The following is a 17,021-nucleotide window of genomic DNA, read 5'->3' as shown; positions in this document are numbered from 1 at the left end:
GTAGAAATCATGGCAATCACATATGAATTGATTAAAACATGTAAGCAGACTGGCGCACGTCTGGGAAAGGTCCATACACCACACGGATCTTTTGAAACACCGATGTTTATGCCTGTCGGTACACTAGCAACCGTTAAGACAATGAGTCCGGAAGAGTTGGAGCGGATGGGTGCACAAATCATTCTCTCAAATACGTACCACTTGTGGCTCCGTCCAGGAGAAGACATCATTGAAGAAGCAGGTGGTCTCCACAAGTTCATGAACTGGAACGGATCTATTTTAACGGACTCCGGGGGCTTTCAGGTCTTCAGTTTGAGTGATCTTAGAAAGATTGAAGAAGAGGGTGTCCATTTCCGGAACCATATTAGTGGGGAGAAGCTTTTCTTATCTCCAGAAAAAGCCATGCACATCCAAAACTCCCTTGGTCCGGATATTATGATGGCCTTTGACGAATGTCCTCCATATCCAGCCGAGCATAAATACATGAAGGACTCGGTAGAGCGCACAAGCCGTTGGGCTGAGCGTTGCTTGGAAGCACACAAGCGTCCGCATGATCAGGGGTTGTTTGGAATCATCCAGGGTGGAGAGTATGAAGATTTACGTCGTCAGAGTGCTCGTGACCTGACATCCATGGACTTTCCGGGTTATGCAATCGGAGGGCTTTCTGTTGGTGAACCGAAGGATGTTATGAATCGTGTTCTCGAATTCACCACACCTCTGATGCCTGATCAAAAACCTCGTTATCTCATGGGAGTCGGTTCGCCGGACTCTTTGATTGACGGCAGCATTCGGGGGATTGATATGTTTGACTGTGTGCTCCCAACACGAATTGCAAGGAACGGGACTCTGATGACTTCTGAGGGAAGACTAGTTGTGAGAAATGCGAAATATGCACGTGATTTCCGTCCCATTGACGAAAATTGTGATTGCCACACATGTAGAAATTACAGCCGTGCTTATATCCGCCATTTAGTCAAAGCTAACGAAACATTCGGTTTCAGACTTACGACTTATCATAATCTTTATTTTCTGTTAAACTTAATGAGGCAAGTGCGTGAAGCCATTAGAGAAGATCGACTCGGTGACTTTAGAGAAGAATTCTTTGAAATGTATGGTTTCAACAAACCAAACGCAAAGAACTTTTAGAAAGGGGGAAAATAAATGGATACATTAGTAGGTTTACTTCCAATTATTCTAATGTTTGTCATTTTCTATTTCCTATTGATTCGACCGCAGCAAAAGAAACAGAAGCAAGTACAACAAATGCAGTCGGACCTCCAAAAAGGCGATAGAGTTATAACAATCGGAGGACTTCACGGAACGATTCATGCGATTGATGAAGGTACGCTTGTGATTTCTGTACAAGATGGTACTCAACTTAAATTCGATCGTTCATCCGTGCGTGAAAAATTGAGCTAATCAAATGCAATCCCGCTACATCATCTTGTAGCGGGATTTTACGTACCGTCATCTCCTCACCGTTTTACGTGGCAGGTTGACTCCTATCATTCCACCAAGCCAGGCCGCAAGAACCAACCCTCCGAAATAGCTTAATTGAGGCAGAGATACCCATGAGTTTTCAAAAATGACTTGAAATAAAATCATCGCACTGACGAAGATCAGCCCGGTCATCCCTCCAGAGAGCCAGCCTTTCTGTTCTCCCTTATAAGCTGCCAGCATGCCACCGATGGCGAGAATGCTTATCCCTGCAACTAGAGCTAACTGATTGAGTGTTTCATATTCCATTCCAGTAAACCTTAATAAAAGTGCTAACACGCCTGCAAATACAATCATTAGGATAAAAATAGATCCGACTCCATACCCCAGGACCCCTGACAATAACTTTTTCATCCCATCCCCCCCTTGATATGCTTGTCACTTTTATCTATATGCATGAAAACTCTATAGATAGAAGCAGATATTTTCCTCTGGACTTGAATAAGTATTAATAAAGTCCGTCCAAAAAGGGGAAGATCTATGTCAACTGTACTTGCAATACTCATTTTTGTAGCTAGCTATGTACTGATAATGACGGAGAAGTTAAACCGTGCACTGGTAGCTGTAGCAGGTGGCGTACTTCTTTTAATGACAAAGATTTATGAATGGGAACAGGCTTTTGGATTTATAGACTGGGAAACCGTTGCCCTCCTTTTTTCTATGATGGTGTTAGTGTCCATCACGAAAAAGACAGGGATATTCACTTTTTTAGCTATTTGGTTAGCACAGCTTGTCAAAGGAAGACCTGTGCCGCTTTTACTCGTAACAGCGCTGTTTACAGCGGTAGGGTCTGCTTTTTTAGATAATGTTACAACGGTTCTCTTATTTGTACCTGTCCTTCTGACTCTCGTCGATCGTTTGAAACTTCCAGCATTTCCTTATTTGATCATGACGATTTTCAGCTCTAATATTGGTGGTACGGCTACGCTCATCGGTGACCCGCCGAACATTATGATCGGACAAGCGGTGGACCATTTCAGTTTTGTATCATTCCTTTATCATCTAGGCCCTGTAGTATTCATTATTTTTGTTCTCGTCACGCTAGGCATCATTCTGCTATTCCGCAAAGGGCTTACGTATGATCATGCCTTAGCGGAGGACTTAATGAGTGTAGATGCGAAAGAATATTTGAAAATGTCGCCGTTGCTCTTTCAATCCATCTCCGTCATGCTTCTTACGATCGGCGGTTTCATGATGCATCCATTTATTCATATGGATATAACGACGATCGCTGTCAGCGGAGCACTATTGCTGCTCTTTTTGTCTGAGAAAGAGCTTGAAGTTGAACATGTTTTTCAGGAAGTCGAATGGGTGACGTTGTTTTTCTTTATGGGCTTGTTCATGCTTGTAGGGGGATTAGAGACGGTAGGTGTGATTGATGAATTAGCAAGAGGAATGGTGTGGATCTCAGGTGGAGATATGCCTATCACTTCGATGGTGATGCTTTGGAGTGCAGGAATCCTTTCAGGTGTTGTCGACAACATCCCATTCGTTGCCGCTATGATCCCTGTGGTTCAAGAGTTGCAGGGATATGGAATGATGAACGTCGATCCTGTCTGGTGGTCATTGGCTCTTGGGGCCTGCCTTGGAGGGAACGGTACCCTTGTCGGGGCATCCGCCAATGTAGTTGTGGCGGGCCTTGCAGCCAGTCATAATAAACCCATTCCTTTTATTAAATTTTCACTGTACGGCTTTCCGGTTTTGATCCTTTCTTTAATCGTATCATCCATTTATATTTGGTTCCGCTATTTGCTTCCATTTCTTTAATAAAACAGGAAAAATAGGTGATGTTAACTAAAGGGAAACCTTTAGGAAAGGTTGTGCTCGGAGTGCTTGTATTCAGCATTATCATTCGCACACTTATCACCTATTTAATCATTCTGCTTGTTTTCCGCTTCATGGGGAAAAGAGAAATTGGTGAACTTAGTGTTATGGACTTGGTCGTATTTATCATGCTGGCTGAAATTGCCGTCTTCCTTATCGAGAATCCGGGTGAGGCTATTTGGAAAGCCATCGTGCCTATGGCCGTTCTCCTTGCCATCCAAATTGGTAGTGCATGGATTTCATTGAAAAACCAGCGATTCAGAAACTGGTTTGACGGCAAGCCTTCCATCATCATTAAACACGGAAAAGTAGATGAGAAAGAGATGAAGCGTCAGCGTTATAACTTCAATGATCTGTTGTTGCAATTGCGCGAACATGGCATTCAACAAGTAGGGGATGTCGCTTATGCGATTCTGGAACCATCAGGAAAGCTTTCGGTATTTGAAAAGAAAGACGATGGCAGCTCTGATTATGCCGTTGTTTTAATTGCTGATGGTGAAGTGCAATATAGTGGTCTTCAAACAATCCGGAAAAATAAACAATGGCTCGTAAATGAAGTGCGAAAGCAGGGGTTCCATTCTTTCAATGAAATATCCTTATGTACCATTAACGACCAGGGCGAAGTCCAAATCGACCAAAACAACGAATTTAAATAACCCCATTCTCTCAAAAGAAGAGAATGGGGTTATTCAACTAAATGGCAGGTTTCTTTAAGACTCAGTTTCGAGATGTTTTTGAGTGGATGGGGCTGCGGGGAATAACTCGCTTTCCGCGGGAGCGCGGTGAGCCTCCTCGGACTGCGTCCTGTGGGGTCTCACCATGCACTTTTTTCCCGCAGGAGTCTCGCCATTCCCCTCCGCCCCTTTAACATGGAAGGTTCTCGAAACCACTACTTAAAAATTCAGCTTGTATGGGTATGGAAGTGAATGATATAAACTCTACACCATTGACGTTTAGCATACGCAAATGCAGATACAACGCACTATATGCCTGGAGGAGAAGAATTTAAACCTTACTAATGAATTCAAGCTGCCCCTTTTAGAAGTGGTTTCGAGACACTTATAAGGTAAAGGGGCGGAGGGAAACGGCGAGACTCCTATGGGACGTGTGGGACAGGTGAGACCCCGGAAGGCGTAGCCTGAGGAGGCTCACCGCCAGCCCCATGGAAAGCGAACCTTTTCCCGTAGCCCCTAGAACCACACAATCGTCTTGAAACTGAGTCTTCAACTAAAGGGATAACGGGTTATGAAAATGAACAAGAAGACAAAAAATAACCGCTATCAGGCGGTTATTTTTTGTTGAAGATGCGGTTCCATGGGATCATTTTTAATTCTTCCATCCGGATTAACCGAAAGACGAACAATAGCACAATGTACAAAACGGAAAGTCCCGTACCCATTGTCAACAATTGCGAAAGAGGTTTACTCTCAAGAAGCCACTGATGTTTCCATTGAAATCCAACGACTCCGATGATTCCGATAACAAGTCCGAATCGAAAGAACATCTGTAAAGGGAAGGAGATGACTTTATATTTCATAAGCACCCCTAAATGCAACAGTGTAACGACAACGACACCCACGACGATGGCAAGAGCAACTCCATGAATCCCGAATTCAGGACGAGAACTTAACCCGACAAGGACAATAAACTTGATGATAGCTCCAATCAATGTGTTCCACATGGCCGGACGAGCAAGGTCCAAAGCTTGTAAGGTTGCTTGAAGAGGTGTCTGGATATAATGAAGTAGAAAAAATGGCGCCATGAACTGAAGCATGAAGGAAGCCTGACTTGTCCCATACACAGTGGTTAGGATGACAGCAGGAAAGATCATGAAAATGATCGTGATGACCCCTCCAGAGGCAATGGATAATCGGATCGATTGCATGATGCGATAAGCAATCGTCTCATTTTTACCTTGAGCTGCAGCTTCACTGATGGATGGTACGAGAGCAATAGAAAGCGCGTGAGTCAAAAAAGTCGGTAAAAATAGCAAGGGCAGCACATATCCTGTGAGCTCCCCATATTGTTTGGTAGATTCAATAGCCGTAATTCCTGCAATAGCCAAACTTTGAGCGACGAGTATTGGTTCAAAGAAGTACGTTAAGGAACCAATGAAGCGGCTTCCTGTCGTTGGAAGAGCGATCGTCATCAATTCGTTAAGCGTCTTCTTGCCCTCATGGATATGCTTTTTCCACGATTTTCGAAGCCGAAAGCTTTTGTGTAGATTGAATTGTCTCAGCATGTACATCAAAGAAACGAATTCACCGATGACAGCAGAGACCATGGCTCCTGCGGCTGCATATTGAACGCCGTAAGGGTAAAGCATTTTTGTAAGGACCACGACTGAACCAATTCTGACAATTTGTTCGATCACTTGAGAGATTGCCTGTGGCTTCATATTTTGTCTTCCCTGGAAATAACCCCGGATAACAGATGATATGGCGATGATAGGGATGATAGGGGTTACAGCCAGCAATGGATAAAGGGCTCTTGAATCAGTCAGGAAATAAGTAGCTACAACGGGGGCTAACAGGAAGAGTCCGATTGTAAACAAAATGCTTAATGACCCCGTAATTGCAAGAGAAACTAGTAGAATGCGTTTGATTTTACTTTCGTTCCGAGTCGCTTCTGCTTCTGATACTCTTTTTGAAATGGCCACGGGAAGACCGAATTGGGTGATGGTTATGGCTAAAATTAATGTGGGTAGGGCCATCATGTAGAGCCCCACACCTTCGGGGCCCATTACGCGGGCAACGACGATCCTGTTAATGAAACCTAGTAAACGGGTGATCAGTCCAGCAGCAACCAGAATCAGTGCACCATGTAAAAAAGTTTGTTTTGACATATGATTGATCCGCCTTCTCAAAGAAATGAAATTCCGCTACAATGAAGTATATGCGTAAGGATGGACAAGGCATGACACCCGTTTACGAAAACCTTAGAGTGAGGAGTAACCTGATGGATCAAAAAAAAGTGGTCACAAGCTGGAGAAATGAACTGAGAACAGTTTTGCAAAGCAAAGTAGAAGAGTTTCACTTATTAGGTTATAAACGTGCGACCGAAGAAGAAGTGTGGGATTGTTTGATCAAGAAAGTTTGGAATGGCGAACCTGAAATGAGACTGCACCAGGTAGTCCAGGATATCCTGCATTTGCAGACCCATACATATACGAGTTATCTGACAACAGAGGCATATCAGAATGATGATCTGCTTGCCTCCATTGAGGCATTGAAGGGTCCTTCGGAATATGAATGAGGCTTCATCTCTTTACGGTGATCAGCTTAAAGTTTTTCCTATTGTTGCGAAAGTTTGAAAAAGTAGTAGAATAGGTACGGGGATTATCAAATATTGTCTATAAGCATTTATACATATTAGCCGATGGATCATCGCATGTGTTCGTACATAAAGGAGGAACAGGACAGTATGGTGAAACGAGGGCGGATCGTAGCCTTTTTTATTGTGGTTTTATTACTGGCTGCTATGATTGGAACGACAGTAACAGGGGTTACCAAAGATATTAAATTAGGATTGGACTTACAGGGTGGTTTCGAAATCTTATACGATGTCGAGCCGTTAGATGAGAACCAGGAAGTGAATGATCAGGTTCTCGAGGCTACAGCACGTTCATTGACGGAACGTGTGGATACACTTGGTATAAGTGAAACAAACATTACTATTGAAGATGGGGGAAGAATTCGAGTACAGCTTGCGGGTGTAGAAGACCAGCAGACAGCAAGAGAACTGCTTTCAACAACCGCTGAACTATCTTTCCGTGGTACGGATGGAAAATTGTACATGGATGGTTCAGATCTTGTTGAGGGAAGTGCTCAGCAGTCCTATCACCCAGATACGAATGAACCCATTGTTACACTTAAAGTTAAAAGTGCTTCTAAGTTCTATGACGTTTCAGAAGAAATTTACAACACTCCGAACAATCCAGATACACCATATCCGGACAATCTTTTAGTGATATGGTTGGATTATAATGAAGAAACTTCTTTCGCTGAAGAGTGGGGCAAAGAAGACCCGGCTTATATCTCTGCACCAGGGTTCCAAGACGGACCTGTTCGTAGTAATTCGGTCATGATCAGTGGGGATTTCACTCAGGAATCCGCTAAACAATTGGCAGATATTCTGAATGCAGGATCGCTACCTGTTAATCTAGAAGAAACCTATTCGACATCTGTCGGTGCTCAATTCGGGGAGCAAGCCATGAACAAAACCATCCTGGCAGGCTTCATTGGAATTGCAGCCATCTTCTTGTTCATGATTGCGTATTATCGTTTCCCTGGGATCATTGCAACACTAACGTTGAGTGTGTACATCTATTTAATTCTCGTGGTCTTCGAATTGATGAATGGTGTCTTGACACTGCCTGGTATTGCCGCCTTGATTCTGGGTGTCGGTATGGCCGTAGACGCCAACATTATTACGTATGAAAGAATTAAAGAAGAATTAAAATCAGGTAAATCTCTTTTATCAGCCTATAAGGCAGGAAATAAGCGTTCCTTAGCAACCATCCTTGATGCGAACATTACAACCTTGATTGCAGCCACTGTTCTTTTCATTTTCGGAACAAGTTCAGTCAAAGGTTTTGCAACAATGTTGATTGTGAGTATTCTTGTCAGTTTCATAACAGCCGTGTATGGTACGCGATTATTCATGAGTTTATGGGTCAAGAGCCGCTTCTTGAATAAGCGTCCGAAATGGTTTGGGGTGAAACCAGAGGATATTCATGATATTGCTGAAGGAGAAGAAGTCGAAGCAACCTTCATGAAACGCAAATTCGATTTTGTAGGACTGAGAAAACGATTTTTCTCGATTTCGATTGTCCTCGTGGTGGCGGGAATACTGGCTCTTGCATTCTTCCGCTTGAATCTTGGAATTGACTTCACCAGTGGTTCAAGGGTGTCGATTTTGTCTGATGGCAATATAACATCAGAACAAGTGGAACAAACGTTGGAAGAAGAATTTGATGTCAGCCCGAAACAGGTCATCATTTCAGGGGACAACAGTGAGATTGCAGTCGCTCGTTTTGATGATGAACTGAGTAAAGATAAAATCGGTGAAATTCAAAGCTACTATGAAGAAGAGTTTGGCAATACGCCGAACGTCAGCACTGTATCCCCGATTGTTGGTCAAGAGCTTGCTAAAAACGCAGCGCTGGCTGTTTTATACGCGTCCATCGGGATCATCATCTATGTTACCATTCGCTTTGAAATCTTCTTCGCTTTAACAGCGATTATTGCTTTGCTGCATGATGCTTTCTTCATCGTTGCTTTCTTCAGTTTAACGAGATTGGAATTCGATATTACCATCATTGCAGCGATTCTTACCATTGTCGGTTACTCGGTGAATGACACGATTGTAACGTTCGACCGGATCCGGGAAAACTTGAGGATGAAGAAGAAAGTGAAATCCTTTAAAGAGCTTGCGAAAGTCGTCAATGACAGTTTAATGCAGACGCTTGCCCGCAGCTTCAATACAGTCCTTACTGTCATTTTCGCAGCTGTGATGCTGTTATTCTTCGGAGCCTCATCCATCACGAACTTCTCGTTCGCTCTAGTCATCGGATTATTGGCAGGTACGTACTCATCCCTGTTCATTGCGTCTCAGCTTTGGCTCATATGGCGTGGCCGCAATATTAAAGATAACCCGATCAATTATGTGAAAAAGAAAAAAACGGACGGACCTCAAGTGTAAACTGGAGGACCTTAAAAGAAGACCATCCTCCTGGAGGATGGTCTTCTTTGGTTATTACTCTTTCTTTCCGGGTATATCAAGTATATAAAGAAACCTTTATGAATGAAGGAGTGTTGAACATATGAAAGGACAAAGCTATCTTATCCTGGCTTTCGTTTTTGCATTAGTCATTGCTATTTTTGCCGTCATTAATGTGGACCCTGTTCAGGTTAATTATTTGTTTGGATCAGGTGAAGCACCTCTGATTCTTGTCATTCTAATATCTGTTTTATTAGGTGGGTTAGCCACAGCATCCGTCGGAGCTCTCCGATACTATAAGCTGAAAAGGGAAAACAGCCGGTTGAAGTCCGAGGCTTCTGCGTCCCCTGCAAGCGTCAAGGATGAAGATAGGAACGTTTCCGATGAGAATGAAACGGCAAATGAGGAGGAAAGTTCTTCATCAAAAGTCACATAATTGCGTTTGCTACCCCTGGTCCGCTCTTGTATAATAGATGGGTCAGGGGTGAACTTATGATACAAAGCAAGATGAAATGGAAATTTACATATAGTAATTCGGAAGAAAGTTCTTCAGTCCTTCCTGGAGTTACTCCACTTACTCAGCAGCTTTTAGAAAAAAGAGGTATCCACAATGCTGAAGCAGCGGATCGGTTCTTAAAGCCTTCGATTGATCAGCTTCACGATCCGATGCTTATGGAGGGGATGGACATTGCCGTGGCTCGTGTGAAAGAGGCCATAGCATCTGATCAATCCGTTCTTGTTTTTGGTGATTATGATGCAGACGGAGTAACCTCTACATCTGTCATGGTGGAAGCGCTCAGAAAAGCAGGGGCGGACTGTGACTTCTATATTCCTAATCGTTTCACAGAAGGATATGGTCCAAATAAAGAAGCTTTTCAATTTGCCTATGATTCCGGCTATTCTCTAATCATAACGGTAGATACAGGTATCGCCGCTATGGAAGAAGCATCTTTTGCGAAAGAACTTGGGATTGATCTAATTATTACGGACCACCACGAAGTCCAGGAGGTTCTTCCTGATGCCTATGCCATCATCCACCCTAAGACGTCAGCGGATTATCCATTCCAGGAATTAGCGGGTGTCGGAGTGGCTTTTAAATTTGCTCATGCTCTTCTAGGCCGCTTTCCAAAAGAGTTTCTTGACCTTGTCGTAATTGGTACGATTGCTGATCTTGTCCCCTTAAAAGGCGAAAACAGGGTGCTTGCATCGATCGGTCTTCAGGCGATTTCTCATTCTGCCCGCCCTGGTATCCAGGCGTTGAGAAAAGTGTGCAGCATAGAAGGGGATATGAATGAGGAAACGATCGGTTTTACAATCGGTCCAAGACTCAATGCTGTAGGGAGACTTCAGGATGCTACTCCGGCAGTCGATTTATTGCTATCGGAAGATCTGGAAGAAGCGGAACAAATTGCAACCTTCATTAACCAGTTGAACCAGGAAAGACAGAAAATCGTTGCCTCCATCGCCAAGGAAGCGGAAGAAATGGTTTCTGTTGAAAATGGGGAAGCTGAGAATGTGATTGTGGTTGCTAAAGAGGGCTGGAACCCAGGAGTGCTTGGAATCGTCGCATCCAAACTCGTCCGTCAATTTGACCGTCCGGCTATCGTCCTGGCTATTGATGAAGAAAAAGGGGAAGCCAAAGGGTCAGCAAGGAGCATTGACGCTTTTGATTTATTCTCCAACTGTATGGAGATCCGCCATCGCTTTATACATTTTGGAGGGCATGCCCAAGCAGCCGGTATGACGCTTGCGCTTGACCAAATCGAAGAGTTACGAAGTGATTTAATTTCCCTGGCTGAGGAAAAGCTATCGGATGACGATTATCAACAAGTCCTGGATATTGAAACAACCGTCGAGTTGGAAGATATATCCCTGAAACAAATTGAGGAAGTCAACAAGCTTCGTCCATTTGGAATGGGGAACCCAAAACCATTGTTTCATCTCAAACATACCCCTAAAGAAGTACGGTTGATCGGAAGTAAAAAAAATCACCTGAAATTCCAATTCCAAAGTCAGCAGTCCCGGCTGGATGGCATTGCGTTCGGGATGGGAGATCTTTATCAGCAAATATCCCCACAAGCCGCATTGGATGTAGTAGGAGAACTTGGAATCAATGAATGGAACGGGCGGAAGAACTTACAAGTGATGATCAAGGATCTCCGTGTGATAGAATGGCAGTTATTTGATCACAGAGGTTCAAAGCATATAGAAAAGAATTTGATTATTCCACCTAACCAAACGTTTGCAGCTGTCAGCTTTCAAGGGAAAGATCAGGCCCCTTGCGATGTTCCTGTCCTTCAGGCAGAGTCAGTGGAGCATGGAGATTCCTATGATGGTCTTCTGATTATCGATCTACCTAAACGCATGTCGGAGATGACCGAGCTTTTATCTAAAATTGAAACTCGTAAAGTCTATGCCTGCTATCATATACAAGAGAGTACTTTTCTAAAAACATGGCCTTCAAGGGACCACTTCAAATGGTTTTATGGTATGCTATTGAAGCGTGGTCGGTTCAACCTTCATGAAGAAGCAGATTTACTTGCCAATCGTAAGGGATGGGACAAGTCCATGGTGGAATTTATTTCTGAGGTGTTTTTTGAACTCGACTTTGTTAAAATAAAAGACGGGATCATTACAGCAGAATCCGAACCTTCTCAAAAAGATTTGCGGGAATCTTCGCTTTATCTTCAAAGAGAAGAACAGCTGCAAATTGAACGTACCTTGTATTATTCCACATATAAAGAATTGAAGAGTTGGTTTGACCAATATATGAACCAGCGTTTTAAGCAAGTCAAGGAGGAAGTAACGAATGGATTATAAAGAGCATATTGCAATCGTTGAAGATTGGCCGAAAGAAGGTGTCCAATTTAAGGACATCACTCCTTTAATGGACAATGGTCCTGCATTCAAAGCAGCGGTTGATGAAATTGTAGAGTACGCAAAAGACAAAGAAATCGATATCGTAGTAGGTCCTGAAGCACGCGGATTCATCGTGGGGTGCCCCGTATCGTATGCGTTGGAAATCGGCTTTGCGCCTGTTCGTAAAGAAGGAAAGCTTCCACGCGAGACGATCAAAGTGGATTATGGCCTCGAATACGGAAAAGATGTGTTAACGATTCATAAAGACGCGATTAAGCCAGGTCAACGAGTACTGATTGTCGACGACCTTCTTGCTACAGGTGGTACAATTGAAGCGACCATCGACCTTGTCGAGCAGTTGGGCGGGGAAGTAGCTGGTTGTGCGTTCTTGATTGAACTCACATACTTAGATGGCCGCAGCAAATTGGACGGCCATGACGTCCTTACTTTAATGCAATATTAATGGAAAGAGTGCCCTTTTCAGGGGCGCTCTTTGTTTTACAATTGATGATCGGGCTTTTCCCTTTACAAGAAGAGTCCTTTTTTTGATAATGTTAATCAAATATACTTTGAAAGTTTTAAAGAAACTAGGGTGATTGAATGGCGAAAGATACAGTTCTAACTGCGGAAGAAGTCATAGAACAAGCGAGTCAGTATTTGAATGAGTCAGATCTGGCGTTTATTCGTCGTGCTTATGAATTTGCTGAAAAGGCCCATAGCAACCAGTTCCGAAAGTCGGGAGAGCCTTATATCATCCATCCCATTCAAGTAGCAGGTATTCTTGTGAACCTAGAGATGGATCCTGAAACGATTGCAGGCGGTTTTCTTCACGATGTCGTAGAGGACACAGATGTTTCTCTTAAGGAAATTGAAGAAGCCTTCAATGAAGAAGTCTCCATGCTGGTGGATGGCGTTACGAAATTAGGTAAAATCAAATATAAATCCAAAGAAGCTCAGCAGGCGGAAAACCATCGGAAAATGTTTGTCGCTATGGCGAAAGACATGCGTGTCATCTTAATTAAGCTTGCGGACAGGCTTCACAATATGCGCACATTGAAGCATCTTCCAGCTGAGAAACAACGTCGGATTTCCAATGAAACATTGGAGATTTTTGCACCTCTGGCTCATCGTCTTGGTATTTCTACAATTAAATGGGAGCTTGAAGATACGGCCCTTCGGTATTTGAATCCTCAGCAATACTACAGGATTGTTCATTTGATGAAGCAGAAGAGGAATGAACGTGAGCATTATATCGAAGAAGTCATTGATGAAATTCGTGGCCAATTAAAAGAAGTAAACATTGATGCGGATTTATTTGGACGGCCGAAGCACCTTTACAGTATCTACCGGAAGATGGTACTTCAGAATAAACAATTCAATGAAATTTATGACTTGTTAGCCGTTAGAATTACAGTCAACAGTATCAAAGATTGTTATGCTGTCCTTGGCATCATCCATACGTGTTGGAAACCGATGCCGGGTCGCTTTAAAGATTATATAGCCATGCCGAAACCTAATCTGTATCAATCTCTGCATACGACAGTAATTGGACCTAAAGGAGATCCTCTAGAGGTTCAAATCCGTACACACGAAATGCATGAAATTGCGGAATATGGAATTGCAGCCCATTGGGCATATAAAGAAGGAAAGCAGACCTCCGCTGAACAATCGTTTGAAGAGAAGCTTACATGGTTCCGTGAAATTCTGGAATGGCAAAGTGAAACTCATGATGCCGAAGAGTTTATGGAATCCCTTAAAGTGGATTTATTTTCAGACATGGTCTATGTGTTTACACCAAAAGGAGATGTGATTGAGCTTCCATCTGGTTCAGTGCCTGTGGATTTTGCCTATCGTATTCATACGGAAGTTGGAAATCAAACGATTGGTGCAAAAGTGAACGGGAAGATGGAACCCCTGGATTATGAATTGAAGACCGGGGACATTGTCGATATCATGACTTCTAAGCATGCGTATGGACCCTCCAAAGATTGGATTAAGCTCGCTCAGACATCACAGGCGAAGAATAAGATCAAGCAATTCTTTAAGAAACAACAAAAAGACGAGAACATTTCTAAAGGGAAAGAGCTTGTCGAACGGGAAATTCGTAATTTCGGGATCCAACCAAAAGATGTCTATACGACAGATAATTTGAATCGTGTATCTGAAAAGTTTAATTTTGCAAACGAAGAGGATATGTTTGCCGCTGTTGGATACCAGGGGATTACAGCCGCTCAAATCGCTACTCGATTAACAGAGAAAATCAGGAAGCGGAAGCAGCAGGAACAAGACCTGGAGCAGACACTGGCTGATGTAAATACCACGGAAATTAAAACCCCGGCAAAAACTGGTAAAAAGGATTCAGGAGTACGAGTGGAAGGGGTGGACAATCTTCTTGTCCGTCTATCCAAATGCTGTAACCCAGTACCTGGTGATGAGATTGTCGGTTATATTACTAAAGGACGAGGGGTATCCGTCCACAGAAGCGACTGCCCTAATGTCCATACCGAAGAAGCTCAGACACGCCTATTACCTGTTAAATGGGAGACCTCAGTCACGGATTCCAAGCAGTATCATGTTGACCTTGAGATCTGGGGATATGATCGCCGCGGCCTGCTTAACGAAGTGCTGCAAGCAGTCAATGAAACGAAGACGAATATTACCGCGGTTTCAGGAAAGTCCGACCGTAATAAAATGGCGACTATTCATATTACTATTTTAATCCAGAATACGAACCATTTGAGAAAGATTGTCGAGCGGATTAAACAAATTCAGGAAGTGTACACGGTTCGTCGTGTCATGCAATAGAAGATAAAGGGGAATCTACGATGAAAGCAGTGGTTCAAAGAGCTGTAAACGCCTCTGTCACCGTTGAGGAAAACGACGTAGGTACCATAGATCGGGGACTTGTCGTTTTATTGGGTGTAAATCATGAGGATACAGAAGAAGATGCACGGTATTTAGCCAAAAAGATTCCATACCTGCGCATTTTTGAAGATAAGGATGGAAAAATGAATCATTCATTAGTTGATTTAGGCGGCCAGATGCTATCGATTTCTCAATTCACATTATACGGAGATTGTCGCAAAGGGCGCCGCCCTAACTTCATGCAAGCGGCAAAGCCTAACCAGGCTGAAGAGTTGTATGAATCTTTTAATCAGATGGTGGAGCAGGAAGGTGTGAAAGTGGAAACAGGAGAATTTGGTGCAATGATGGACGTGAAATTGACCAATTCCGGCCCTGTGACATTAATCATCGATAGTAAAGAACGATAAAAAAAAGCTGTACTCATTTTGAGTACAGCTTTTTTGTTTTTCTAAGCGGTGCGATTGAATTGTGAATGACAATCATTTATTTAGTTGAAGTAATGAGTTAAACCTTCTACGATCCCTTGGCTGGCTTTTATCTGATAAGAGCGCGTTTTAATGGTTTGTTCTTCTCTTGCATCTGATAGGAAGCCAAGCTCCAATAGGACAGAAGGCTTGTTATTTTCCCTGATTACGTGGAAATCGCCTTTTTTTGTCCCTCGATCTCGCAGTCCTGTATAAGAAACGATAGATGACTGCAGCGAATCTGCAAGTGCTTTGTCTTTAGAAGAGTAATAATAACTATTAATCCCTCTAGCAACCACATTCAATGGCGCCGCATTGTAATGCAGACTGATGAATGCATCTGCATTGGAACGGTTCGAATGGAAGGTTCTGATCGTAAGGGAGATGTAATGATCGCTCGTCCGAGTCATCAATACTTTGGCACCTTGGCTTTCTAGTTGGCTTTTTAGAAGGTAAGCCGTATCCAGCGTTAATGTCTTCTCGTAGCTTCCGCCTCTCCCTACTGCCCCGGGGTCGCGTCCGCCATGGCCAGCATCAATCATAATGGTTTTCCCTTTAAGGGAATTTGAAGTAGCTGGTGTTGTGGACGTACTTTCTTGATTGGTCTCTTCTACAATCCATCCAGCCACGTAAGCTGTTTTACTTTCGTAGGAGATCTTGTACCATTGCCCTTCTTTGCTTAAGACTTGAAATTGATCGCCTTTGTGGCCACGACCGACGATTTTATAATTCGTAGATGGCCCGGACCTCAAATTCGTGCCGTTATAATTCAAAGATACATAGGTGTTTTTCGAAGCGGGTGTGTTCGTTTGTTCATTGTCTGTTTCATTTACAAGCCAACCGGCGACCCAACCTGTCTTTCCGCTGCTGTACTTTATTTGATACCAGCGGTCTTTCTTCGCTATGTATTCATAGGTTTCACCTTTACGTATTCTTGTAAGAATCCGCCCTCTTGTGGAGTTTTCACTTCTGACGTTTAGAACGGCTGTTCCTACTTTCACTTTTCCTTTTACGGTTGATGATGGATTCTCATCGGCTTTCTCATCTTTCTCAGGTTCTTGCTTTTGTTTCGCTTCTTTTGTCAGATAGTCTCCATGGACCCAGCCATTTGTGTTTCCTTTTTGAATATAGACCCATTTCCCATCCGACTTCTCGGGCTCTACGGCATCACCTTTCATCAGATACCCTTTGATTTTCCCATCCAGATTCGGAGCGGAACGAATCCTCAGATAATCATACTTTGAATAATGACGGTCGGTTATGTGTTGGTCTGCCTTTACTTTTGTGAGCCATTTGGCGACCCAGCCATCCTTCCCGCTTCGTTGAATCTTGAGCCAATTGTCTTTCTCTTCGATAATCTTGTAGGTTTCACCTGTATGCACCTTACCAATACGGTCGTAATTCGTTCCAGGTCCTGTCCTCACATTCAAGTAATCGACCTGAATGACCGCTTTGTCTGCATACGCGGAAGGAGTCTCATAAAAGGTAAGAACTCCTAAAATTAAAATGAAGAAAATTATGCCTTTTTTCAAAAAATATTCCACCTCCTTGTCAGTCTCCATTCATTATTCGACAAATGACGTAAATATCCTTCTCCATAGGAAAAAGTTTGATCTTATAAATTTGTGGAGATAAACTTGACATAAGGTTAACGGAGATTATATGATTATAATCAATTCTAAAATGATTCGAACAAAACCATTGAGGAAAAAAGTAATCAGTTTCCATGCGCACAGAGAACGAATGCCTTAGGCTGAAAGCATTCGGACGTTATATTCTGATGAAAGACGT

At 43.1% G+C, this 17,021-nt stretch carries 14 protein-coding genes and 1 other annotated feature (1 of these 15 running past the window's edge); of the genes, 11 read left to right on the top strand and 3 right to left on the bottom strand.

What is annotated here, in order from left to right; all coding sequences use genetic code 11:
- Positions 1-6 precede the first annotated feature (6 nt).
- Positions 7-1,146: a tRNA guanosine(34) transglycosylase Tgt gene (gene tgt, locus VKA52_RS02535; protein WP_160915598.1), complete on the top strand. Its 1,140-nt coding sequence runs from the start codon at positions 7-9 to the stop codon at positions 1,144-1,146.
- A gap of 15 nt (positions 1,147-1,161) precedes the next feature.
- On the top strand, positions 1,162-1,419 hold the full coding sequence (yajC, locus tag VKA52_RS02530; RefSeq protein WP_089652641.1) for a preprotein translocase subunit YajC: 258 nt from the start codon (positions 1,162-1,164) through the stop codon (positions 1,417-1,419).
- Positions 1,420-1,467: 48 nt separating this feature from the next.
- Here the strand turns inward: yajC and VKA52_RS02525 are convergent, their stop codons facing one another.
- On the bottom strand, positions 1,468-1,851 hold the full coding sequence (locus VKA52_RS02525; RefSeq protein ID WP_160915426.1) for a TIGR04086 family membrane protein: 384 nt from the start codon (positions 1,849-1,851) through the stop codon (positions 1,468-1,470).
- A gap of 126 nt (positions 1,852-1,977) precedes the next feature.
- On the opposite strand from VKA52_RS02525, the gene VKA52_RS02520 reads away from it, so the two are divergent.
- Together VKA52_RS02520 and VKA52_RS02515 are read left to right on the top strand one after the other, a co-directional pair.
- Positions 1,978-3,264 carry an ArsB/NhaD family transporter gene (locus VKA52_RS02520; RefSeq protein WP_160915425.1) on the top strand — a complete coding sequence of 429 codons (1,287 nt, stop codon included), beginning with the start codon at positions 1,978-1,980 and terminating at the stop codon, positions 3,262-3,264.
- Between the two features lie 20 nt (positions 3,265-3,284).
- Complete coding sequence (locus VKA52_RS02515; protein ID WP_202412525.1) at positions 3,285-3,977, top strand: DUF421 domain-containing protein; 693 nt, start codon at positions 3,285-3,287, stop codon at positions 3,975-3,977.
- Positions 3,978-4,609: 632 nt separating this feature from the next.
- Here VKA52_RS02515 and spoVB read toward each other — a convergent pair.
- Entirely contained in the window at positions 4,610-6,166 is a 1,557-nt protein-coding gene (spoVB, locus tag VKA52_RS02510) for a stage V sporulation protein B (RefSeq protein ID WP_326314066.1), read from the bottom strand.
- Between the two features lie 113 nt (positions 6,167-6,279).
- Between spoVB and VKA52_RS02505 the strand changes: the two genes are divergently transcribed.
- The 7 genes from VKA52_RS02505 to dtd all read left to right on the top strand — a co-directional run bounded on the left by VKA52_RS02505 (position 6,280) and on the right by dtd (position 15,173).
- Entirely contained in the window at positions 6,280-6,576 is a 297-nt protein-coding gene (locus tag VKA52_RS02505; protein WP_206945795.1) for a post-transcriptional regulator, read from the top strand.
- A gap of 168 nt (positions 6,577-6,744) precedes the next feature.
- The gene (secDF, locus tag VKA52_RS02500; protein ID WP_160915190.1) at positions 6,745-9,024 is read left to right on the top strand and encodes a protein translocase subunit SecDF; all 2,280 of its coding nucleotides are present in this window, start codon (positions 6,745-6,747) and stop codon (positions 9,022-9,024) included.
- Positions 9,025-9,145: 121 nt separating this feature from the next.
- Positions 9,146-9,478 (top strand): LapA family protein, encoded by a 333-nt coding sequence (locus tag VKA52_RS02495; RefSeq protein ID WP_326314064.1) that lies wholly within the window; start codon positions 9,146-9,148, stop codon positions 9,476-9,478.
- 56 nt (positions 9,479-9,534) lie between these two features.
- Positions 9,535-11,862 (top strand): single-stranded-DNA-specific exonuclease RecJ, encoded by a 2,328-nt coding sequence (gene recJ / locus VKA52_RS02490; protein ID WP_326314062.1) that lies wholly within the window; start codon positions 9,535-9,537, stop codon positions 11,860-11,862.
- Positions 11,852-12,364 carry an adenine phosphoribosyltransferase gene (locus tag VKA52_RS02485; RefSeq protein ID WP_146812750.1) on the top strand — a complete coding sequence of 171 codons (513 nt, stop codon included), beginning with the start codon at positions 11,852-11,854 and terminating at the stop codon, positions 12,362-12,364. Before recJ ends, VKA52_RS02485 begins: the two co-directional genes overlap by 11 nt.
- A 137-nt stretch (positions 12,365-12,501) precedes the next feature.
- Positions 12,502-14,706, top strand: a complete 2,205-nt coding sequence (locus VKA52_RS02480; RefSeq protein ID WP_160915184.1) for a RelA/SpoT family protein — start codon at positions 12,502-12,504, stop codon at positions 14,704-14,706.
- Between the two features lie 20 nt (positions 14,707-14,726).
- A complete protein-coding gene (gene dtd / locus VKA52_RS02475; RefSeq protein WP_160915182.1) occupies positions 14,727-15,173 on the top strand; it encodes a D-aminoacyl-tRNA deacylase in 447 nt (148 codons plus the stop codon).
- Positions 15,174-15,253: 80 nt separating this feature from the next.
- On the opposite strand, the gene VKA52_RS02470 is transcribed toward dtd, so the two are convergent.
- Positions 15,254-16,762, bottom strand: coding sequence for an SH3 domain-containing protein (locus tag VKA52_RS02470; protein WP_326314060.1), 1,509 nt, complete (start codon positions 16,760-16,762; stop codon positions 15,254-15,256).
- A gap of 160 nt (positions 16,763-16,922) precedes the next feature.
- Positions 16,923-17,021, top strand: a binding site (T-box leader) (it continues 119 nt past the right edge of the window).

The sequence above is a fragment of the Halobacillus sp. HZG1 genome (assembly GCF_035818575.1).
GTDB classification, from domain to species: domain Bacteria; phylum Bacillota; class Bacilli; order Bacillales; family Halobacillaceae; genus Halobacillus; species Halobacillus litoralis.
This window is presented reverse-complemented; position numbering and strand designations above follow the sequence as displayed.

Bases quoted from the DNA above. Each gene is read 5' to 3' on its own strand.
- spoVB (WP_326314066.1), bottom strand. From the start codon at position 6,166: ATGTCAAAACAAACTTTTTTACATGGTGCACTGATTCTGGTTGCTGCT.
- VKA52_RS02520 (WP_160915425.1), top strand. From the start codon at position 1,978: ATGTCAACTGTACTTGCAATACTCATTTTTGTAGCTAGCTATGTACTG.
- dtd (WP_160915182.1), top strand. From the start codon at position 14,727: ATGAAAGCAGTGGTTCAAAGAGCTGTAAACGCCTCTGTCACCGTTGAG.
- VKA52_RS02480 (WP_160915184.1), top strand. From the start codon at position 12,502: ATGGCGAAAGATACAGTTCTAACTGCGGAAGAAGTCATAGAACAAGCG.
- VKA52_RS02505 (WP_206945795.1), top strand. From the start codon at position 6,280: ATGGATCAAAAAAAAGTGGTCACAAGCTGGAGAAATGAACTGAGAACA.
- secDF (WP_160915190.1), top strand. From the start codon at position 6,745: ATGGTGAAACGAGGGCGGATCGTAGCCTTTTTTATTGTGGTTTTATTA.
- VKA52_RS02525 (WP_160915426.1), bottom strand. From the start codon at position 1,851: ATGAAAAAGTTATTGTCAGGGGTCCTGGGGTATGGAGTCGGATCTATT.
- VKA52_RS02485 (WP_146812750.1), top strand. From the start codon at position 11,852: ATGGATTATAAAGAGCATATTGCAATCGTTGAAGATTGGCCGAAAGAA.
- VKA52_RS02515 (WP_202412525.1), top strand. From the start codon at position 3,285: ATGTTAACTAAAGGGAAACCTTTAGGAAAGGTTGTGCTCGGAGTGCTT.
- recJ (WP_326314062.1), top strand. From the start codon at position 9,535: ATGATACAAAGCAAGATGAAATGGAAATTTACATATAGTAATTCGGAA.
- yajC (WP_089652641.1), top strand. From the start codon at position 1,162: ATGGATACATTAGTAGGTTTACTTCCAATTATTCTAATGTTTGTCATT.
- VKA52_RS02495 (WP_326314064.1), top strand. From the start codon at position 9,146: ATGAAAGGACAAAGCTATCTTATCCTGGCTTTCGTTTTTGCATTAGTC.